Annotated in this window: 15 protein-coding genes; 8 read left to right on the forward strand and 7 right to left on the reverse strand. The window is 68.7% G+C overall.

The annotated features are described in order from the left end of the window. Positions 1-166 precede the first annotated feature (166 nt). Genes WJ12_RS24920 through WJ12_RS24930 form a run of 3 tightly spaced genes read right to left on the reverse strand, consistent with a single transcriptional unit; the run spans position 167 to position 4,383 of the window. The gene (locus WJ12_RS24920) at positions 167-1,654 is read right to left on the reverse strand and encodes an efflux transporter outer membrane subunit (RefSeq protein ID WP_059558383.1); all 1,488 of its coding nucleotides are present in this window, start codon (positions 1,652-1,654) and stop codon (positions 167-169) included. Between the two features lie 13 nt (positions 1,655-1,667). After that, complete coding sequence (locus WJ12_RS24925) at positions 1,668-3,254, reverse strand: MDR family MFS transporter (protein WP_059558382.1); 1,587 nt, start codon at positions 3,252-3,254, stop codon at positions 1,668-1,670. Beyond that, on the reverse strand, positions 3,247-4,383 hold the full coding sequence (locus WJ12_RS24930) for an HlyD family secretion protein (protein WP_059558380.1): 1,137 nt from the start codon (positions 4,381-4,383) through the stop codon (positions 3,247-3,249). Before WJ12_RS24930 ends, WJ12_RS24925 begins: the two co-directional genes overlap by 8 nt. Positions 4,384-4,474: 91 nt before the next feature. Here WJ12_RS24930 and WJ12_RS24935 point away from each other — a divergent pair, with 91 nt between their 5' ends. Then, a complete protein-coding gene (locus WJ12_RS24935; RefSeq protein WP_049032077.1) occupies positions 4,475-5,311 on the forward strand; it encodes a CerR family C-terminal domain-containing protein in 837 nt (278 codons plus the stop codon). Positions 5,312-5,338: 27 nt separating this feature from the next. Here WJ12_RS24935 and WJ12_RS24940 read toward each other — a convergent pair whose 3' ends face one another. Both WJ12_RS24940 and WJ12_RS24945 read right to left on the reverse strand, forming a co-directional pair. Then, complete coding sequence (locus tag WJ12_RS24940; protein ID WP_059558379.1) at positions 5,339-7,807, reverse strand: mechanosensitive ion channel family protein; 2,469 nt, start codon at positions 7,805-7,807, stop codon at positions 5,339-5,341. A gap of 327 nt (positions 7,808-8,134) precedes the next feature. Beyond that, entirely contained in the window at positions 8,135-9,094 is a 960-nt protein-coding gene (locus tag WJ12_RS24945; RefSeq protein ID WP_059558377.1) for an LLM class oxidoreductase, read from the reverse strand. Between the two features lie 1,092 nt (positions 9,095-10,186). Between WJ12_RS24945 and WJ12_RS24950 the strand changes: the two genes are divergently transcribed. The 4 genes from WJ12_RS24950 to WJ12_RS24965 all read left to right on the forward strand — a co-directional run bounded on the left by WJ12_RS24950 (position 10,187) and on the right by WJ12_RS24965 (position 13,774). After that, a complete protein-coding gene (locus tag WJ12_RS24950; protein ID WP_034185767.1) occupies positions 10,187-11,083 on the forward strand; it encodes an NAD-dependent protein deacetylase in 897 nt (298 codons plus the stop codon). Further along, a complete protein-coding gene (locus WJ12_RS24955) occupies positions 11,080-11,721 on the forward strand; it encodes a DUF938 domain-containing protein (RefSeq protein WP_034185768.1) in 642 nt (213 codons plus the stop codon). Before WJ12_RS24950 ends, WJ12_RS24955 begins: the two co-directional genes overlap by 4 nt. 97 nt (positions 11,722-11,818) lie before the next feature. After that, complete coding sequence (gene gndA, locus WJ12_RS24960; RefSeq protein WP_049031130.1) at positions 11,819-13,231, forward strand: NADP-dependent phosphogluconate dehydrogenase; 1,413 nt, start codon at positions 11,819-11,821, stop codon at positions 13,229-13,231. 201 nt (positions 13,232-13,432) lie between these two features. Further along, positions 13,433-13,774, forward strand: a complete 342-nt coding sequence (locus WJ12_RS24965) for a DUF4148 domain-containing protein (RefSeq protein WP_034185770.1) — start codon at positions 13,433-13,435, stop codon at positions 13,772-13,774. A 112-nt stretch (positions 13,775-13,886) separates the two neighbouring features. Here WJ12_RS24965 and WJ12_RS24970 read toward each other — a convergent pair whose 3' ends face one another. Next, positions 13,887-14,207 (reverse strand): hypothetical protein, encoded by a 321-nt coding sequence (locus WJ12_RS24970; protein ID WP_034185771.1) that lies wholly within the window; start codon positions 14,205-14,207, stop codon positions 13,887-13,889. A 444-nt stretch (positions 14,208-14,651) separates the two neighbouring features. Between WJ12_RS24970 and WJ12_RS24975 the strand changes: the two genes are divergently transcribed. Next, the gene (locus WJ12_RS24975; RefSeq protein ID WP_059558375.1) at positions 14,652-15,383 is read left to right on the forward strand and encodes a LysM peptidoglycan-binding domain-containing M23 family metallopeptidase; all 732 of its coding nucleotides are present in this window, start codon (positions 14,652-14,654) and stop codon (positions 15,381-15,383) included. Between the two features lie 48 nt (positions 15,384-15,431). Here WJ12_RS24975 and WJ12_RS24980 read toward each other — a convergent pair whose 3' ends face one another. Then, on the reverse strand, positions 15,432-16,070 hold the full coding sequence (locus WJ12_RS24980) for a Pr6Pr family membrane protein (protein ID WP_034185978.1): 639 nt from the start codon (positions 16,068-16,070) through the stop codon (positions 15,432-15,434). A 216-nt stretch (positions 16,071-16,286) separates the two neighbouring features. Here WJ12_RS24980 and WJ12_RS24985 point away from each other — a divergent pair, with 216 nt between their 5' ends. Both WJ12_RS24985 and WJ12_RS24990 read left to right on the forward strand, forming a co-directional pair. Continuing rightward, positions 16,287-16,823, forward strand: coding sequence for a cytochrome b (locus WJ12_RS24985; RefSeq protein ID WP_059558373.1), 537 nt, complete (start codon positions 16,287-16,289; stop codon positions 16,821-16,823). Between the two features lie 156 nt (positions 16,824-16,979). Continuing rightward, positions 16,980-17,348 carry a DUF2946 domain-containing protein gene (locus WJ12_RS24990; protein WP_049035999.1) on the forward strand — a complete coding sequence of 123 codons (369 nt, stop codon included), beginning with the start codon at positions 16,980-16,982 and terminating at the stop codon, positions 17,346-17,348. Positions 17,349-17,416: the final 68 nt, after the last annotated feature.

The following is a 17,416-nucleotide window of genomic DNA, read 5'->3' on the forward strand; positions in this document are numbered from 1 at the left end:
CGTCAGATGATTGGCTAATTGATATTCGATATGTTTTCGATAGCCGCGGTGTCGAAGCGGCGCGGGCCCGCTCGTTGCGGACGAACCGAACCGGTATTGTTGCGCGCGCAATGGGTTGTTCCGGCGCGCGTGATGCGGCGACCGTGCGCCACGCGCGCCGGCGCCGTCACCCTGCGTTTGCCTGCCAGCCGAGCCCAAGGCTCTTCTGCACCGACACGTAGTCCTTGATCAGTTCGGCTTGCCCGGCAATCACGTTCTGCTGCGCGGACAGCGCTTCGCGTTGCGTATCGAGCAGGTCGATCATCGACGCGACGCCCGCACGATAGCGCTTGTCCATCAGCGAGCGCGAATGCACGGCCGATGTCTGCACCTTCGTCAAGGCGACGACGTGCTCGCGCTGGTGTCCATAGCGCTGCAATGCGGTGTTGGCATCCTGTAATGCGCCGAGCACGGCCTTCTGATAATTCGCTTCCGCTTCGTCGCGCGACGCTTCGGCTGCCCGTACCGCGCCGCGCGTGCGACCGAAGTCGAGGATGTTCCATTGCAGGTACGGCGCACCGACCCACGTGAAATTCTGCTTGCGGAACAGGTGCCCCGGGTCCGCCGCGCTGAAGCCGAGATCGCCGAGCAGCGTCACCTTCGGGAAATAGTCGGCCACATGCTCGCCGATCTGCGCATTGCTCGACGCGAGCCGGCGCTCGGCCGCGCGAATGTCGGGGCGTTGCTTGAGCAGCGTGGCCGGATCGCCGATCGCGACGTTGCCGGGCAGCGTCGGCAGCGGCATATCCGCGCTCGACAGCGCGGCATCGAGCGCGCCGGGCGCGCGGCCCGTCAGGATCGCGAGCCGGTCGAGCGACTCCGTCACCTGCGCGTCGAGCGGGATCAGCGACGCGCGCGTGTTCTCGACCTGCGTCGTCAGGCGTTCGATGTCCGCATCGGCCGCGACGCCGCGCGCGCGGCGCTGCTGCGTGAGTTCGAGCATCTTCTGCTGCAACCCGGCGGTTTGCCGCGACAGCGCAAGCCGCTGCTGCTGGTCGCGCAGGTCGACGTACGCATTGGCGACTTCGGCTGCGATCGACACCTGTGTATCGGCGAGGTCGGCATCCACTGCTTCGGCCTGTGCGGACGCGGCTTCGACCGCGCGGCGCGTACCGCCGAACAGGTCGATTTCCCAGGTTGCGTCGAAGCCCGCCGAATAGAGCTGCAGCGGGCCCGAGCCGCCCAGCGACGGCGACGTGCCGCCCGACGGGTTCGAGCCGTTCGACGGCAGCAGCGAACCGAGCGCGCTGATATCCGGTTCGCGCATGCGGACGGCCGCGGCGGTGGCCGACGCTTTCGGCAACTGGGCCGCACGCTGTTGCGAGAGCTGTGCACGCGATGCACGCAAGCGTGCCTGGGCCGCGTGCAGATCGGGGTTGAAGACGAGCGCGGCGGTGATCAGCTCGTCGAGCTGACGGTCGTTCAGCGCGCGCCACCACGCGCTCGGGGCGGGCGCGGCGGTGTCGACGCCGGCGGCAGGCGCACGCACGAACGTCGGCGCATCGGGGGCGGCGGGTGCGCCGCGATAGTCGGGGCCGACCGTGCAGCCGGCGAGCAGGCACGCGGCCGCGCACAGCGTGAGTGCGGGGCGGCGGGGCGGGAAGAAGGGTTTCATCGCGTAAGACGGTTCAATGGCCGGACGACATCGGTTGCGGCCCGCGCGGCGTTCTCAGCAGCAGCGCGAGCGGCACGCAGGCGAGCAGCGCGAGGCCCAGCAGATAAAAGGTTTCGGAGTAGGTCATCACGACGGCCTGGATCTGGATCTGCTGCGCCAGTTGTCCGAGCGCGCGCAGGTTCGAATACGCGAGGTCGCCGGTGTGCGAGAACCAGTTGGCCGCATAGGCGGACAGCCGGTCCTGTCCGATCAGCGAGTTGGCGGTCACCGATTCGCGGAGCATGGCTGTATGGTAGGTCGTGCGCCGGTCGATCACGGTGCCGATGATCGCGAGGCCGATCGAACCGCCGAGGTTGCGCGCCATGTTGTAGAGCCCGGCCGCGTCGCCAGAATCTTCACGCGCGACGGCCGCCATCGATGCCTGGTTGAGCGGCATCATCGCGAGCATCTGCGCGACGCCGCGGATCAGTTGCGACCACACGAAGTCGTGGCCGACGCTTTGCACGGTCAGGCTGATGTCGAGCATGCAGCTCAGGCAGAACAGCAGCAGCCCCGAGATCACGAGGATGCGGAAATCGACCTTGCCGAGCAGGCGCGGCAGGATCGGCATCACGAGAAAGGCCGGCAGCCCCGACAGCAGCATGATCGCGCCGGCCTGTTCCGCGTTGTAGCCGGCGACGATCGCGAGGAACTGCGGCAGCAGGTAGGACACCCCGTACAGCCCGGCGCCGACCGCGGACACGATCACGATCACGCTTGCGTAGCGCGGGTTGCGCATCAGCGACAGCCGCACGATCGGCCGTGTCGCGAAGCGTTGCGACAGCGCGATCAGGATCATCCCGGCCAACGACACGATGCTCAGCGTGACGATCATCTGCGATTCGAACCAGCGTTCGCGCTGGCCTTCCTCGAGCACGACGGTGAGCGAGCTCAGGCCGATCGCGAGGCCGAAGATGCCGAGCCAGTCCGCGTTGAAGAACGCGCTCCAGTGCGGGCGGTCCGACGGCAGTCCGAACACCAGCAGCGCCATCAGCAGCAGGCACACGGGCAGGTTCAGGAAGAAGCACCAGCTCCAGCTCACGTTTTCCGCGAGCCAGCCGCCGAGCACCGGGCCGAACAACGGCCCGAGCAGCACGATCAGGCCGAACAGCGTCATCCCGACTGGCAGTTGCGACAGCGGCAGCCGCGTGCGGATGATCGTCTGCGCGGTCGGGATCAGCGCGCCGCCCGTGAAGCCCTGGCCGATCCGGCCGGCGATCATCATCGGCAGCGAGTGCGACCAGCCGCACATCATCGAGAACGCGATGAACAGCGCGGAGTTCGTCAGCAGGAAATTGCGCAGCCCGAACACGCGCGTGAGCCACGCGGCGAGCGGGATCATCACGATCTCCGACATCAGGTAGCCGGTCGAGATCCAGGTGCCTTCGGTGCCGGTCGCGCCGATTTCGCCCTGGATCTGCGGCAACGCGGAGTTCGTGATCGAAATGTCGAGCGTGGCCATCAGCGCGCCGAGCGCGCCGGCCGCGACCGCGATCCAGTCGGTGACGCTTGCGCGGCCTTCGTGCGGCGGCGCGGGCATCGTGGCGGACGTATCAGCCATGGCGCTGCTCGTCGCGGGCCGAACGCGTGTCGACGTCGACCGTGACCGACAGCCCCGGCAGCAGCATGCGCTGCGCGCGGGCGTTCGAGTCCAGGCGGATGCGCACCGGCACGCGCTGGACGATCTTCGTGAAGTTGCCGGTCGCGTTTTCCGGCGGCAGCAGCGCGAACTGCGCGCCGGTGCCGGGCGCGAAGCTGTCGACGACGCCGGACAACGTGCCGTCCGGCAATGCGTCGACATGCAGCGACACGGGCTGGCCGATGCGCATGTTGCCGATCTGCGTTTCCTTGAAGTTCGCGACGAGATAGATCGAGTCGACCGGCACGACGGTCAGCAGCCGCGTGCCGGGCTGCACGTACTGGCCGACGCGTACCGTGCGATCGCCGACGCGGCCGGCGAGCGTGCTGCGCACGATCGTGTTGTCGAGATCGAGCTGCGATTGCGCGGCGCTGGCCTGCGCGGCCTCGAGCTGCGCGCGCGCCTGCTGGAGTTGCGCGGTGAACGACGCGATCTGCGTGCGCGCGGCAGCGATCGACGCGGTGTTCGCGGCCAGCGTCGCGGCGGCCTGGTCGCGTGTGCTCTTCAGGTCGGCGACGCGTTCGTGCGTTTCGGCGCCGGTTGCCGCGAGCGGCGCATAGCGCGTGTATTCGTCGCTGGCGTGCTGGGCATTGATGCGGGACACCTTCGCCTGCGCGTCGGCCTGTTCGAGATTCGCACGCTGCTGGCTGATGTCGGCTTCGGCGCGCGCGATGTCCGCACGGCGGGCGTCGACGGTGGCCAGCGCCTGCGCGAGCGCGACCTGGTACTGGCGGACATCGAGCCGCACGAGCGGATCGCCGGCCTTCACGGCCTGGTTGTCGCGCACGTAGACGTCGGTCACGTAGCCCGCGACTTTCGGCGCGGCGGTCATGCTGTCCGCCTGCAGGTACGCATCGTTGGTGCTTTCGATGAAGCGGCCGACCGTCCACCAGCGGCCGAGCCAGACGGCGCCGCCGATGGCGGCGAGCACGGCGACGGCGAGCAGGATGCGCCGCTTCGATCCGCCGTTTCCGTTGCGCGGCGTTGTTCCGTTTTCCTGACGATCTGCTTTCTGTGGCGGATGCTGGGGCGCGTCTTGCGGCGTCGACATGCGGGATCCAATTTATTCCAAGTGGAAGAATTATTCCAGTTGATAAAATTGTGTCAAGTAGAATATCGATCGATCGAACGACGAGGAAGGCATGAACGAAGCGAAGAAGCTGCGCCGCACGTCGGCAGGCGGCTACGCGCGCGGGGACGAAACGCGGCAGCGGATCATCGAGGCGGCAATCGAACTGTTCGGCGAACGCGGGTTCGCGGGCGCGTCGACGCGCGAGATCGCCGCGATGGCGGGCGTGAACGCGCCGGCGCTGCAGTACTACTTCGAGAACAAGGAAGGCGTGTACCGCGCGTGCGTGGAGACGATCGCGGAGACCGGCTGGCAGGTGTTCGCGCCCGCGGTCGGCCATGCATGGGCGATGCTCGATGCGCACGCGGAGATCGACGTGCTGATCGATGCGTTCATCGGGTTGCTGCGCGCCCTGTCGGACCGGATGTTCACCGCGCCGAAGACGATGAATCAGCGCATGTTCTTTGCGCGCGAGCAGGGCGGTCAGGAGCCGGCGAGCGCGAGCGAAATCCTGATGTCGCGCATGCGCAAGCCGCTGAACGACGTGAGCGCCGCGCTGATCGGCCGCATTTCGGGGCGGCCGGCCGACGATCCCGTCACGCGGTTGCGCGCGCTGAGCCTGTTCGGGCAGCTCACGGTATTCCACATCGCGCAGCGTTCGGCGCTGCAGTTGCTCGAGTGGGACGCGTTCGAGGGCGAGCGTGCGGCGCTGCTGATCGAGACGATCGCCGACCAGACGCGCGTGCTGCTCGAGCAATGGCATGTGCAGCGCGACGCGCCGGCGGCCGGCCCGGAAAGCGCCGCGAAGCGCGCGCCGGGTGCCGCCGCGTCGAAACGCGCGGCGAAACCGGGAACGGCACGCCCTGCGGCGAAAAAGACGGCGCGCGTGAAGAAACCCGCCGCGCGTTGAGCGCGGCGCGTCACACGCGTTGAGCGATCAACCCGGCTTGCGCCCCCCGTTGCCGGGCGACGGCGGCCGGGGCGGCGTGTCGGGCGCGGTGATGTCGTCGGTGGCGTGGTCGCCTTCATCGTTGCCGGCAGGCCGCGTTCCGTCCGCATAGGCAACCAGGCTGCGCTGCGGATTGGCGATCTGGATCCCGCGCTCGCGGAAGGTCTCCGCGATCCGCCGGTTGAATTCGCGCTGCACGCTCCAGCGCGCCGAGTCCGTGCACTGCATCTGTCCGGCCAGCGCGAGCGCCGCACCGTCGACCTGGTCGATACCCCAGTAGCTGAAGTCCGACAGGATGCCGTCGCGGTACGTCGGATCGTCGCGCAACGCGGCGCCGATTTCCTTCAGCGTCGCGATCGCGCGATCGATGTCCTCGCCGTACGCGATGCTGACCTTGACGGCCGCGTTGCCGAGCCCGCGATTCGTATTGTTGACGGTCGTCACGGAGCTGAACGGGATCGTATACAGCGACCCGTCGCCCGCGCGCAGCCGCACGGTGCGGATCGACAGGTATTCGACCGTGCCCGACACGCCGGCGAGCGTGACCCAGTCGCCGACCTGCATCGCGTTTTCCATCAGCAGGAAGATCCCGGTGATGAAATCCTGCACGAGCTTTTGCGAACCGAAGCCGAGCGCGACGCCGAAGATGCTCGCCCCGGCCAGCAGCGGGCCGATGTTCACGCCGAGTTCGCTGAGGCCCGTCAGCACGACGACGAGCGCGATCATCACGAACAGCAGCGAGCGCAGCATCGGCAGCAGCGTGCGCAGCCGTGCCGCCCGCACCAGGTTGCCTTCGCGCGTCCAGCGCTGCAGGCGGCGCTCGATCGCGATGTTCGCGGCTTCCCAGACGACGAGCGCGACGATCGCCGCGATCGCGATCGTCACCAGCGCCGACGCGAGGCGGTGGCCGATGGTGCCCGTTCCGAACGCGCGGAAGACCGGCACGCCCCAGATCTGCAGCAACAGCACGAGGGTCACGACGCCGATCGCGCCCGATACGATCTGGCGCAGCAGCGGGTAATAGCGGTACGCGTGCAGATGGACGAGCGTGCGGTCCTCGTCGCGGCGCTGGAACAGCCGCGCGAGCGCGCCGAACACGACGATCGACACCATCCGCATGCCGATCATCACGGCGATCGAGCGGCCGCCGAGCGTGATCAGCACGCGGTAGCCGTTGTGGACGTCGAGCGCCCACACGAACCACAGTGCCATCACGACGAAGACCGACACGGGGGCCCAGGCGTCCGCGAGCGCATTGGCGACCACGGCGAAGGTCGGGCGGTCGGCGCCGGCCGTGCGGATCCTTGCGGCGACCGGCCGGCGGCACTGCAGGATCAGCACCGAGATCATCACGTGCCCGGCGAGCGCGACGGCTTTCAGCAGCGCGACGTGGCCGGCTTCGCTGAGGCCGAAGCTTGCGGCGATCTCGACCGCGGCCGTGCAGGTGCCGACCACGATCACGATCCGCGCGATCGAGCGCTGCGCGAAATCGGCCCATGCGTCGCTGATATGCAGCAGCCGTAGCTGCCGCGCGTCGGGCTGGAAGAACAGCCGGCTGACGATCGTGACGAGCCGGCAGATCACGTAGGTGTCGATCAGCGCTTCGAGCGCGGATTCGATCGGCGCGCCCGTATCGCCGAGCAGCGACATCGCCAGGCTCGCGACGCCGACGAACACGAGCAGCGGCACCGCGCGCAGCCCCAGGCTGACGAGCGCGCGCGGCATCCGGTGCAGCAGCGTGGTGTGACGCCGCGCATCGCCTTGACCGAGGGATGAAGGCGGCGCGGCTTCGGCAGCGTCGGTGGCATCGGGTGGGTCGGATGAGTCCGGCGGTGCGTCGTCGTCGGGCGGGACGGAATCGGGCGCGGCGGTACGCGATGGGCCGGCGCGCCGCGCCGCGACCGCGGCCAGCGCACGCCGCAGCAACCGCCTCGCGAGCCATTCGACGAAGAGCGCGGGCACGAGCACGGCGAGGATGGTCCAGGCCGCGTGCGTGAGCTCGGCGCGCGCGTCGGCGCGCACCAGCCTGTCATGCCACCAGTTGCCGACCGAGCCGACATCGAGCAGCGAGTGCAACGATTCGTTCAGCGCGCCGCCGATTTCGGTGGTCCAGTGCGCCCCCTGGCGAACGAGCATCGACGCGAGCCCGTTCGACGTGAGCGCGGTCGGGACCGCGGCGGCCGATGCGCTGCTCGCCGCGGCCGCATTGCTGGCGGCCGCCGCGGGCGCACTCAGTACGCCGACGGCTGCGATCGCGCGCAGCGTCGTTTCGACCTGCGCGCGATCGCGGGGGTTTTCGAGCACATTGAGTGCCTGCTGGGCCTGTTGCGGCGTCAGCGCGGGCGCGGTGCCGGAAGCGGCCGAAGCGGCGGCCGAAGCGGCGGCCGGAGCGGGGGCGGCCGCATGGGCGGCCGACACGACGGCGGCAAGCAGCCAGCCGAGGAGGAAATGTCGCATGGAGTGGGCATGCGGGTGCGCATCGGGGCGCGGCCCGCCGGGCTGAACGATGGACGGAAGTTAACATGATCGCGGCCGGACGCGAATAGTTCCGTCGACGACGATTCGAATCGGGCATCCCCAAGGCGGCGCGGGCGTTTGCAGTGCGCTCGCGCAGGCAAATCTCCGGTGCCGGCTCCAGATGGTCCGGCAATCGGGCGGGCACGGCTTGCCGACTCGCAAGGTGCCTGCCACGCCCGTTTGCCGTCGGGCACGGGCAATGCCCTGCCACGTGCGCATTCGCCCGATCATGTGCGATGCATCGGATAAATTCGGTTTCCTGATGAATCAGGCATGTTCGTCGTGAAAGACCGGCAGCACGTGTTCGGCGATTTCCTCGATGACCTCGCGCACGGGGCGGTCCGATCCCGGGTTCAGCGTGACATGATGCGTGCCCGCCGCACGCATGTCCTGCAGGATGTCGACCAGCGCACGGCGCCCGGTTGCGTAGCCGAGCGACAGCGCGGTGGCCGGCGCATCGGGGTCCGCGGCGAGGTCGAGCCGCATCGACACGCCGAACGCGCGAAATTCCGGCGCGGGAAGCCGGTCGACCGCCGCGCGCCACATCGAATGGCGGGCGCGCTGCGTGTCCGGATCGCGGTGGTACGTCATCCAGCCGATCGCGTGTCGCGCGATCCAGTCGACGCTTTGTCCGCCCGAGCCGACCGCGAGCATCGGCACCGCATCGTCGCCGCGCGGCAGCAGCGTGAATTCGGGGGCGTCGGGCGGCGCCTGGTCGGGCAGCACGCGTGACGGTATGCCCAGCGCGGCCGCGACGACCTCCCAGTGCGCGCGATAGCGGTCGCGACGCGTTTCCGCGTCGATGCCGAACGCCGCGTATTCGGGCGGCCGGTCGCCGGAGCCGAGCCCGAGGATGAAACGTCCGCCCGACAGCGTCGCGACCGACAGCGCGCCTTTCGCGATGTGCAGCGGATGTCGCAGCGGCAGTACGATCGCGCCGCTTGCCAGTGCGATCCGCCGCGTGCGCGATGCCAGTGCACCGAGCAGCACCCACGGGTCGAGATGGCCGACCGGGTCCGGGTAGTCGGCGCTGTTCAACGGCACGTCGCGAATCCACAGTGCGCGAAAGCCGAGTGTATCGGCCAGCTCGGCGAGTTCGAGCTGCTCGTTGAAGTCGGCGACGATACGGCCGCTGCGGAGCAGCGGCAGCGTGAGGCCGATCGATAACCGTCCGTCCGAAAAGACGCGACGAGCGACGTCGGGGCGGGCAGGGGCGGGCGTGGTCATGGCGGATCCTCGAGGGCGATGCAAAAGCGGACGCGCGGCGTTCCGTGTCCGAATGCTAGCGTGTTTGCGCAACGCGCGAGCCGTGCGACATGCGCCGTCCCCGGCGCTACGCGATTCGCAGCGTCACGCCGTGCCGAGCGAGGCCGAGGCGCGGCGATGGTAGGACGATTGTCCGCGGCGCGCGGACGCAACGCGCCGGTCCCCGCCCGGGTGCCCGCTGCAGCGCGACCACGCGCAAGGCCGGCCATCGCCCCGTGCCGGCGGGCGTTTCAGTTTCGAAACGTTCGCGCTTCCTGACGGTGCGCGATCCTTTCGGACCGCCTTGCAGGTGCCCGCGCGGCCTTGCCGCGCGAAGCATGGTGCGCTCCTTGCATATCTGTAGGGGCCGTGAGTGTGATCGCGGGGGCGTAGTCGGCCCGGCGATCGCTTCAGTAGGTCGGACGCATCGGAGACGGGGACAAGAGAATGAAAAGAGACCGAATCGCAACGTGGCGTGTTGCAAACATGAATCGCCGACCTGCCAGGGTATTCGCTTCGCCGTTACGTGCGGCGACGTGAGCGCGCGGCTTTCCGTTCCATCCGAGCAATCGGGTTCGTTCTGAACGACGACGTGCACGCGGGATGCACGAGGCCGACCGGAGACGGTCGGCCGTCGGGGATGAGCCCCGAATGCATGCGGATGGCCCCGGCCTGGATCCCGGACCGTCATGCCGTCGCGCAACGCAAGTCGTCGCGTGGCGGATGCGTTCGCGCGCCGCGCGTTGCGGTATGGCGGACCTGACCCGGACCGCACGGAAGCGCCGGTGGCGCGACGCGGCGCAGCATCGTGGAACACGCGTAGTCCAGGGGAAGCGTTCGCCGGTGGCTGCATGGCGGACGTCGCAACTTTGTGCTGTCAGTTGATCCACTACCCCGATGGATCAATTGTTGAAGCGCCCATCGCCGAGCGGCGAATGGGCGTCTTTTTTTGTGCGCCGGTTTTGCGCCCGGGGCCGCCGGCCGGATCGGGCGGCGTTATGTATCATGTGTTGGCGCGCGGGCCGCTCGTGCGGTCGCACGGCCGGCCCGCGCGCCCGATCACGCGTTGCCAACATGAACGACACAGCCTTGCACGACTCCTCAACCGCCGGCGTCGACCCGGCCGCGCTCGACGCGCTGCACGCGTTCGTCGAGCGGCATCCGCGCCTGCTCGTGCTGACCGGCGCGGGCATCAGCACCGATTCCGGCATTCCCGGCTATCGCGACCGCAATGGCCAGTGGATGCGCTCGCCGCCGATCCAGCTTCACGAATTCCTCGGTTCCGATGCCGCGCGGCGGCGTTACTGGGCGCGCAGCATGATCGGCTGGCCCGTCGTCGGCCGCGCGCAACCGAACGGGTCGCACGCCGCGCTGGCGCGGCTCGGCGGCGCGGGCCGGATCGAGCGCCTCGTCACGCAGAACGTCGACGGCCTGCATCAGCGCGCGGGCAGCGACGACGTGATCGAACTGCACGGCGGGATCCACGGCGTGACCTGTCTCGAATGCGGCGCACACCATGCGCGTGCGACGATCCAGACGGTGCTCGAGGCCGACAATCCCGACCTGCTGGGCGCGCAGGCCGAGCCGGCCGCGGACGGCGACGCGCACCTCGAATGGGCCGCGCTCGACACGTTCCGGGTGCCGGCCTGTCCCGCATGCGGCGGCTTGCTGAAGCCGGCGGTCGTATTCTTCGGCGAGAACGTGCCGCGCGAACGCGTGGCGCTGGCGTCGCAGGCGCTTGACGCGGCCGATGCGCTGCTCGTCGTCGGTTCGTCGCTGATGGTGTATTCCGGCTACCGCTTCTGCGTGTGGGCGCAGGCGCGGCACAAGCCGGTCGCCGCGCTCAATCTCGGCCATACGCGCGCCGATCCGATCCTCACGCTGAAGGTCGAGGCGCGTTGCGCGCCGGCGCTCGACGCACTGACGGCCCGTCTGGGGCTTGGCGGCAACCCCGTGGAGCATGCATCGTGACCGGCGCCCCGTCTTCGCCCGATCCCGCCGCGCGGTTGCTGGCGCCCGCGGCCGAACGCAACCGCGGGCCGATCCTCGACGTATTGCGCCGCGTGCTGCCGGCGAGCGGCAGCGTGCTCGAAATCGCGAGCGGCACCGGCCAGCATGTCGTCCACTTCGCACAGGCGTTGCCGGGCCTGCGCTGGCAGCCGAGCGACCCCGACGAACAGGCGCGGCACTCGATCGCCGCGTGGATCGCGCATGCGGGCCTCGCGAACGTCGCCGGGCCGCTGGCGTTCGACGTGCGCGAGGCATCGTGGCCGGTCGCGATGCTCGACGCGATCGTCTGCATCAACATGATTCACATTTCTCCGTGGGCCTGCACGGAAGCGCTGTTCGCGGGCGCGGCGCGGCTGCTGCGGCCGGGCGGCGTGCTGTTCCTGTACGGTCCGTACCGCCGCGAAGGCCGGCACACGGCGCCGTCGAACGAGGCATTCGACCTGCAGCTGCGCAGCCGCGACCCGTCGTGGGGCGTGCGCGATCTCGAGACCGTCGTCGCGCTCGGCCTCGATCGCGGGCTCGACTGTATCGAGGTCGTCGAGATGCCGGCGAACAACCTGAGCGTCGTGTTCCGCCGGTTGCCGCACGCGGAGCAATGACACGCCGGCGCGCATCGACGCCGGGTTTCCACTATCCTTTCGCCTGTGCGCGCGGCCCGGTTCGGGTCGCGCCCCGTTTTTTCCGGAGAATTGACTAATGGGCAAACAAGCAATCGGTGTGATCGGACTTGCGGTGATGGGCCGCAATCTCGCACTCAATATCGAGAGCCGCGGTTACGCGGTGTCGGTGTACAACCGCAGCCGCGAGAAAACCGACGAACTGATCGCCGAATTCCCCGGCCGCAACCTGGTGCCGACCTATACGCTCGAAGAATTCGTCGCATCGCTGGAAACGCCGCGCCGGATCCTGATGATGGTGAAAGCCGGCGAGGCGACCGATGCGACGATCGCGTCGCTCAAGCCGCTGCTCGAGAAGGGCGACGTGCTGATCGACGGCGGCAATACGCACTTCACCGACACGATCCGCCGCAACCAGGAACTCGCGCAGTCGGGCCTGCACTTCATCGGCACCGGCGTGTCGGGCGGCGAGGAGGGCGCGCTGCGCGGCCCGTCGATCATGCCCGGCGGCCAGCGCGACGCGTACGACCTCGTCGAGCCGATCCTCAAGCAGATCGCCGCGAAGGCGCCGTCGGACGGCGAGCCGTGCGTCGCGTACATGGGCCCGGACGGTGCGGGCCACTACGTGAAGATGGTCCACAACGGTATCGAATACGGCGACATGCAGCTGATCGCCGAAAGCTACTCGGTGCTGAAGGACGTCGCGGGCCTGACCAACGACGAACTCGGCGCGGTGTACACCGAATGGAACCAGGGCGAACTCGACAGCTACCTGATCGAGATCACGTCGAAGATCTTCGGCAAGAAGGACGAGGAGACCGGCAAGCACCTCGTCGACGTGATCCTCGATCGCGCCGCGCAGAAGGGCACCGGCAAGTGGACGAGCCAGAACGCGCTGGATCTCGGCGTGCCGCTGCCGCTCATCACCGAGTCGGTGTTCGCGCGCGTGCTGTCGTCGCTGAAGACCGAGCGCGTCGCGGCTAGCAAGATCCTGTCGGGCCCGGCCGCCGCGCCGTTCGACGGCGATCGCGCCGCGTTCGTCGAAGCGGTGCGCCGCGCGCTGTACCTGAGCAAGGTGATCTCGTACGCGCAGGGCTTCGCGCAACTGCGCACGGCGTCGGAAGAGTACGGCTGGAACCTCGATCTCGGGACGATCGCGAAGATCTTCCGCGCGGGCTGCATCATCCGCGCGCGCTTCCTGCAGAAGATCACCGACGCCTACGCGAAGGATCCGGCGCTCGCGAACCTGCTGCTCGACCCGTACTTCAAGGACATCGCCGCGAACTACCAGACGGCGCTGCGCGACGTCGTGGTCGCCGCGGTGAAGGCCGGCGTGCCGGTCCCGGCGTTCGCGTCGGCGGTCGCGTACTTCGACAGCTACCGTTCCGAGCGGCTGCCGGCGAACCTCGTGCAGGCGCAGCGCGACTTCTTCGGCGCGCATACGTTCGAGCGTACCGACCAGCCGGGCAGCTTCCACGCGAACTGGTCGTAACCGGCGCGCGGGGGGCGGCATTGTTGCGAAAATCTATTCTTTGAATAGGGTTTTTCTATCCCGGATGCCGACATTGTTGGCTCCGGGGAAACAGTGTTTTCGTTCTTTCATGGTTTTCCCTAGGTGCTGCCGGGACTAAACTCTGTTCCATCGCTGCAGACATGGTGTGTGCGGCGGAGCAAAAAAATCCCGGAGGTAATCATGAAATCGCTGATCGCAACGTTCGCCGCAGCTGCTGTCCTCGCCGTTCCCGCCGTCTCGTTTGCCCAAAACGCGCCCGTCACCCGTGCACAGGTGAAGGCCGATCTCGTCGCCGTCCAGCAGGCCGGCTACAAGCTGGGCAGCGACCGCACGAACTACCCGGAAGGCATCCAGGCTGCCGAAGCACGTCTGAACCCGCAACAAAACGTTGCCGCTGCCGACACGACCGGCTACGGCGCGCAACCGGCCGCCGCGCAAGAATCGGGCGCTCCGGCTGCTGCAAAGACCGGCTGGCAAGTCAAGCGTATCGCTGACGGCGCACCGGTCTACAAGGGTCGTTAATGGTGCGGCCGCCCCGGCGGCCGGATCCGACCCTCTGTAGTACAAACAGCCCGTCGTTCCGTCATGCGGAACGGCGGGCTGTTTTCATTGGCGGCGCGTGACGCGCCGGCGCTCAATGCAGCGGGCGGCGGCCGCGCCCGATATCGCGGAACAGCGCTTCGGCCGGTTCCAGCACCTGCAGCCACGTTTCATCGTAGCCGCTCAGCGTGTCGAGTGCGTCGCGCAGCCGTTCGATCGCGAGGATCGGCAGCTCGACGCTGTGGCGCGTGGCGCCCGTCATGTGCGCGACGCTCGCCAGCTGGACGAGCGCATCGGCCGCTTCGGCGACATCGGTCGCGAACAGCAGGTGCCGGTTGAGCAGTTCGACCAGGCCGCTGGAGCCGGCGAAATCGTCGGCGTCGAGCTGCACGGAAAGAAACGTCGCGTTGTTCATTGTCATGCTCCTCGTTGTCATTGGATCGCGCTGCATCACCGAGTATAGGCGGCGATCGAAGCGGGGAATGTGACGGCGACGGGATGGGCTGCGCATGCGGCGGCGCGGGTGGAAAACCCGCCCGAAGCCCGCTTGAAGCCTGCCGGACGGCCCGCCCGGCGCGGCTCGCAGGCCGCCGCCACGCCCGTGCGGCGCTGCAAGATTGTTGCCGGAACCGGCAGCCGACGCGGTCCTGACCGCGACAAATGGTATCTTTGCCGGTCGGGACGACACTGGAAAGTGCGAAAAAGGGGCCGGTGAGCCCCTTCGCGCGGACGTTCCGCTGTGGAAACTGACGGCCGCGCGAGCGGTCGGATACTGATTGGTCCGGCCGTCCGGCCGGACATCGTGCGTCGCGCACCGGGGGGCGGTGGGCGGCGTCGCGACGCAAATCCGGGAGGACCCTTGAGAGAAACTATTCCCATCCACGATGCGCTGACGCGCTGGTTGCCGCAGGCGGCGCTCGTCGCTGCCGCCGTCGCGCTGTCGGGCTGTACGCTGACGCCGTGGACCGACAACTGGCAACCGGCGCGCCAGTCGACCCCGATGTCGGCTGCGACGCCGGGCGTGATCGCCGGCTATTACCGCGTGAACCCGGGCGATACGCTCGCGGGCATCGCGAGTGCCTACGGGCAACGCGTGCAGGACGTGGCCAGCTGGAATCACATGGCGCCGACCGACGCCGTGTCGCCCGGCCAGGTGCTGCGCGTGGCGCCGCCGTCCGCCGCGCCGTCGCCCGGGCAGCCGCCCGCCGCGGCCGCGCCGGGCTCGCTCGCCTGGCCGGCAACCGGCGTCGTCGCGACGCCGTTCGCGGCCGGCAAGACACGCGGCGTCGTGATCGCCGCGTCCGGGCCCGACCACTCGGTGCGGGCCGCGGCGAACGGGCGCGTGGTCTACGCCGGGTCCGGCGTCAAGGCATACGGCCCGCTCGTGATCCTGAAGCACGACAACGGCCTCATCACGGCCTACGGGCACAACGGCAAGCTGCTCGTCAACGAAGGCGACGCGGTTCGCCAGGGCCAGCCGGTCGCCGAGATGGGCACCGACGCGAGCGGTCGATCGACGTTCGAGTTCGAAGTCCGCCAGAACGGCAAGGTCGTCGATCCGATGAACTTCCTGCCGCGCAACGGCGGCTGACGGCCTGCATGACCCCGTGTGCGCCGGGCGGCGCACACGCTCCCGCCTTCATCCTTCCCCGAGCGTCGCGGTACCGGACTGTCTAGCGTGGTTGCCGAGCCAGCGGATACCCAGCGCGAGCGCCGCCGCGCCAAGCGCGATCAGCGAACACTGGATCGCGACCGGCAGGTAGCCGTGCGGCCGCGGATCGACGAACGGGTAGGGATACCAGTTCTCGAACGCGCCACGCACGAGCGTATAGCCGAGATAGACGACCGGAAAACCGAGCCACGCGAACGCGCTGCTTCGCGCGATCGGCCGGCGCGGTTCCACGTACAGCCAGTCGCACAGCATCACGAGCGGCACGATCCGGTGCAGCACCCAGTTGTTGAACGCCGGCGTGACATGGCGCAGCGCATCGAGCCGCGCCAGCAGGAGTTCGTAGACGATCGCGGTGATCAGCACGTACAGCACGGCGGCGCCGCGCATCGATTCGTAGCGGGCCGAGCCGGGGCGGGCGATGCGCCAGAGGCCCGCGGCCAGCATCGCGGCCGCGTAGAGGCTGCTCAGTTGCGTGAAGTAGCTGAGATAGTTGCCGAGATGGAAGTCCGGCAGGCGCCAGTAGTCGGCGACGCTGTGCAGCGTGGTGGATACCGCGAGCAACGCGGCGGTCAGCCGATAGGCCGCAACGAAGAACGCCTTGCTCATGATGCCCGCGCGCCGTCGCACCAAAGCTTCATCGTGCCACAGCCGTTTGCGTGCGCGATGCGGACTTTCCATATGAGGGGCGCGCCGGCGATTCGTCGGATATTTGACCGCGCCGCGTAAAACCGGACGCCCGTGCGGCTACAATCGCGAAAGCTTTGTCGGGCGCGGGGCCGCTTGCCGCCCGCGCGCCTCCCCGCATACAACACGAGACGACGCATGAGAAACATCCTCGCGAAACAGACGCGCTACAGCTCGCCCGCGATCTTCTTCCACTGGGCCATCTTCGTGCTGGTGGCGCTGGCCTACCTGGCCATCGAGATCCGCGGCCCGAAGGGCAGCGACAGCCGCGCGTTCTGGATGAACGTGCACCTCACCGCCGGTACGTTCGTACTCGTGCTGTCGGTGCTGCGCGTGCTGTGGCGCGTCGTCAGCCGCGTGCCGGAAGCGATTCCGCAGGCGGCGCTGCTGCGCTGGCTGTCGAAGCTCGCGCATGTCGCGCTCTACGTGTTCATCCTCGCGCAGCCGCTGCTCGGCATCATGATGATCAACCTGGGCGGCAAGCCGGTGTCGCTCGACTGGCTCGGCGTGTCGTTCACGCTGGTCGGCCCCGACAAGGCGCTGCGGCCGACGATCAAGGAAGCGCACGAACTGATCGGCAACGCGTTCTACTTCGTGATCGGCCTGCATGCGCTGGCCGCGCTGTACCACCACTTCATCCGGCGCGACGACGTGCTGCGGCGCATGGCGCCCTGATCGCCGCGTGCATGGCGCGTCTCGCGGGCGGGGGCGCATGGTTGTGTCGACAACCATGCGCCCCCGCTCCGTTTACCGGCATGGGTGACTGGCCATCGCGGTGAACATTCTGTAACATCTCGGCTGCTTTTACATTCCGCTTACTCGCCGCCGCGCATGCTGCATCGACATCGTCACCTGACCGCCTGGCTCGGCGTGCTCGCGATCTGGATCGCGATCGCGGCGCCGCTGGTGTCGCAGTGGCGCATCGCGCAGGCGGCCACGCCGGACGCAATCGTCTGCAGTACGGAGCATGGCGCGCATCGGCCGGCCGATGCGCGCGGCATGCACGATCATGCGCTGCATCTCGACGCGTGCGGCTACTGCGGTTTCTTCGCTCATAGCCCCGCGCTCGGCGCGCCGGCCGCCGCGTCGTTCGCTTCCGTTCCCGCCGTTTCCGTTTCCGCGGCCGCGCCGCCTGTCGTCGCGGCGCGCGCCGACCGCTATCCGCGCGCGTATCCACGCGCACCGCCCGAGCGCGCCTGACGCGCTGTTCTCCGTTCCTACTCCCGCCGATATCCGTGCGGCCCGTCGCGGCCGCGTGGAGGGCGTCA

Origin of the sequence: Burkholderia seminalis, from assembly GCF_001718535.1 — a bacterium.
Taxonomy (GTDB): domain Bacteria; phylum Pseudomonadota; class Gammaproteobacteria; order Burkholderiales; family Burkholderiaceae; genus Burkholderia; species Burkholderia seminalis.

Coding starts and splice junctions, on each gene's coding strand:
- WJ12_RS24980 (WP_034185978.1), bottom strand. CDS start 16,070: ATGAGCAAGGCGTTCTTCGTTGCGGCCTATCGGCTGACCGCCGCGTTG.
- WJ12_RS24990 (WP_049035999.1), top strand. CDS start 16,980: ATGCTGCATCGACATCGTCACCTGACCGCCTGGCTCGGCGTGCTCGCG.
- WJ12_RS24965 (WP_034185770.1), top strand. CDS start 13,433: ATGAAATCGCTGATCGCAACGTTCGCCGCAGCTGCTGTCCTCGCCGTT.
- WJ12_RS24940 (WP_059558379.1), bottom strand. CDS start 7,807: ATGCGACATTTCCTCCTCGGCTGGCTGCTTGCCGCCGTCGTGTCGGCC.
- WJ12_RS24935 (WP_049032077.1), top strand. CDS start 4,475: ATGAACGAAGCGAAGAAGCTGCGCCGCACGTCGGCAGGCGGCTACGCG.
- WJ12_RS24930 (WP_059558380.1), bottom strand. CDS start 4,383: ATGTCGACGCCGCAAGACGCGCCCCAGCATCCGCCACAGAAAGCAGAT.
- WJ12_RS24950 (WP_034185767.1), top strand. CDS start 10,187: ATGAACGACACAGCCTTGCACGACTCCTCAACCGCCGGCGTCGACCCG.
- WJ12_RS24985 (WP_059558373.1), top strand. CDS start 16,287: ATGAGAAACATCCTCGCGAAACAGACGCGCTACAGCTCGCCCGCGATC.
- WJ12_RS24920 (WP_059558383.1), bottom strand. CDS start 1,654: ATGAAACCCTTCTTCCCGCCCCGCCGCCCCGCACTCACGCTGTGCGCG.
- WJ12_RS24925 (WP_059558382.1), bottom strand. CDS start 3,254: ATGGCTGATACGTCCGCCACGATGCCCGCGCCGCCGCACGAAGGCCGC.
- WJ12_RS24945 (WP_059558377.1), bottom strand. CDS start 9,094: ATGACCACGCCCGCCCCTGCCCGCCCCGACGTCGCTCGTCGCGTCTTT.
- WJ12_RS24970 (WP_034185771.1), bottom strand. CDS start 14,207: ATGAACAACGCGACGTTTCTTTCCGTGCAGCTCGACGCCGACGATTTC.
- gndA (WP_049031130.1), top strand. CDS start 11,819: ATGGGCAAACAAGCAATCGGTGTGATCGGACTTGCGGTGATGGGCCGC.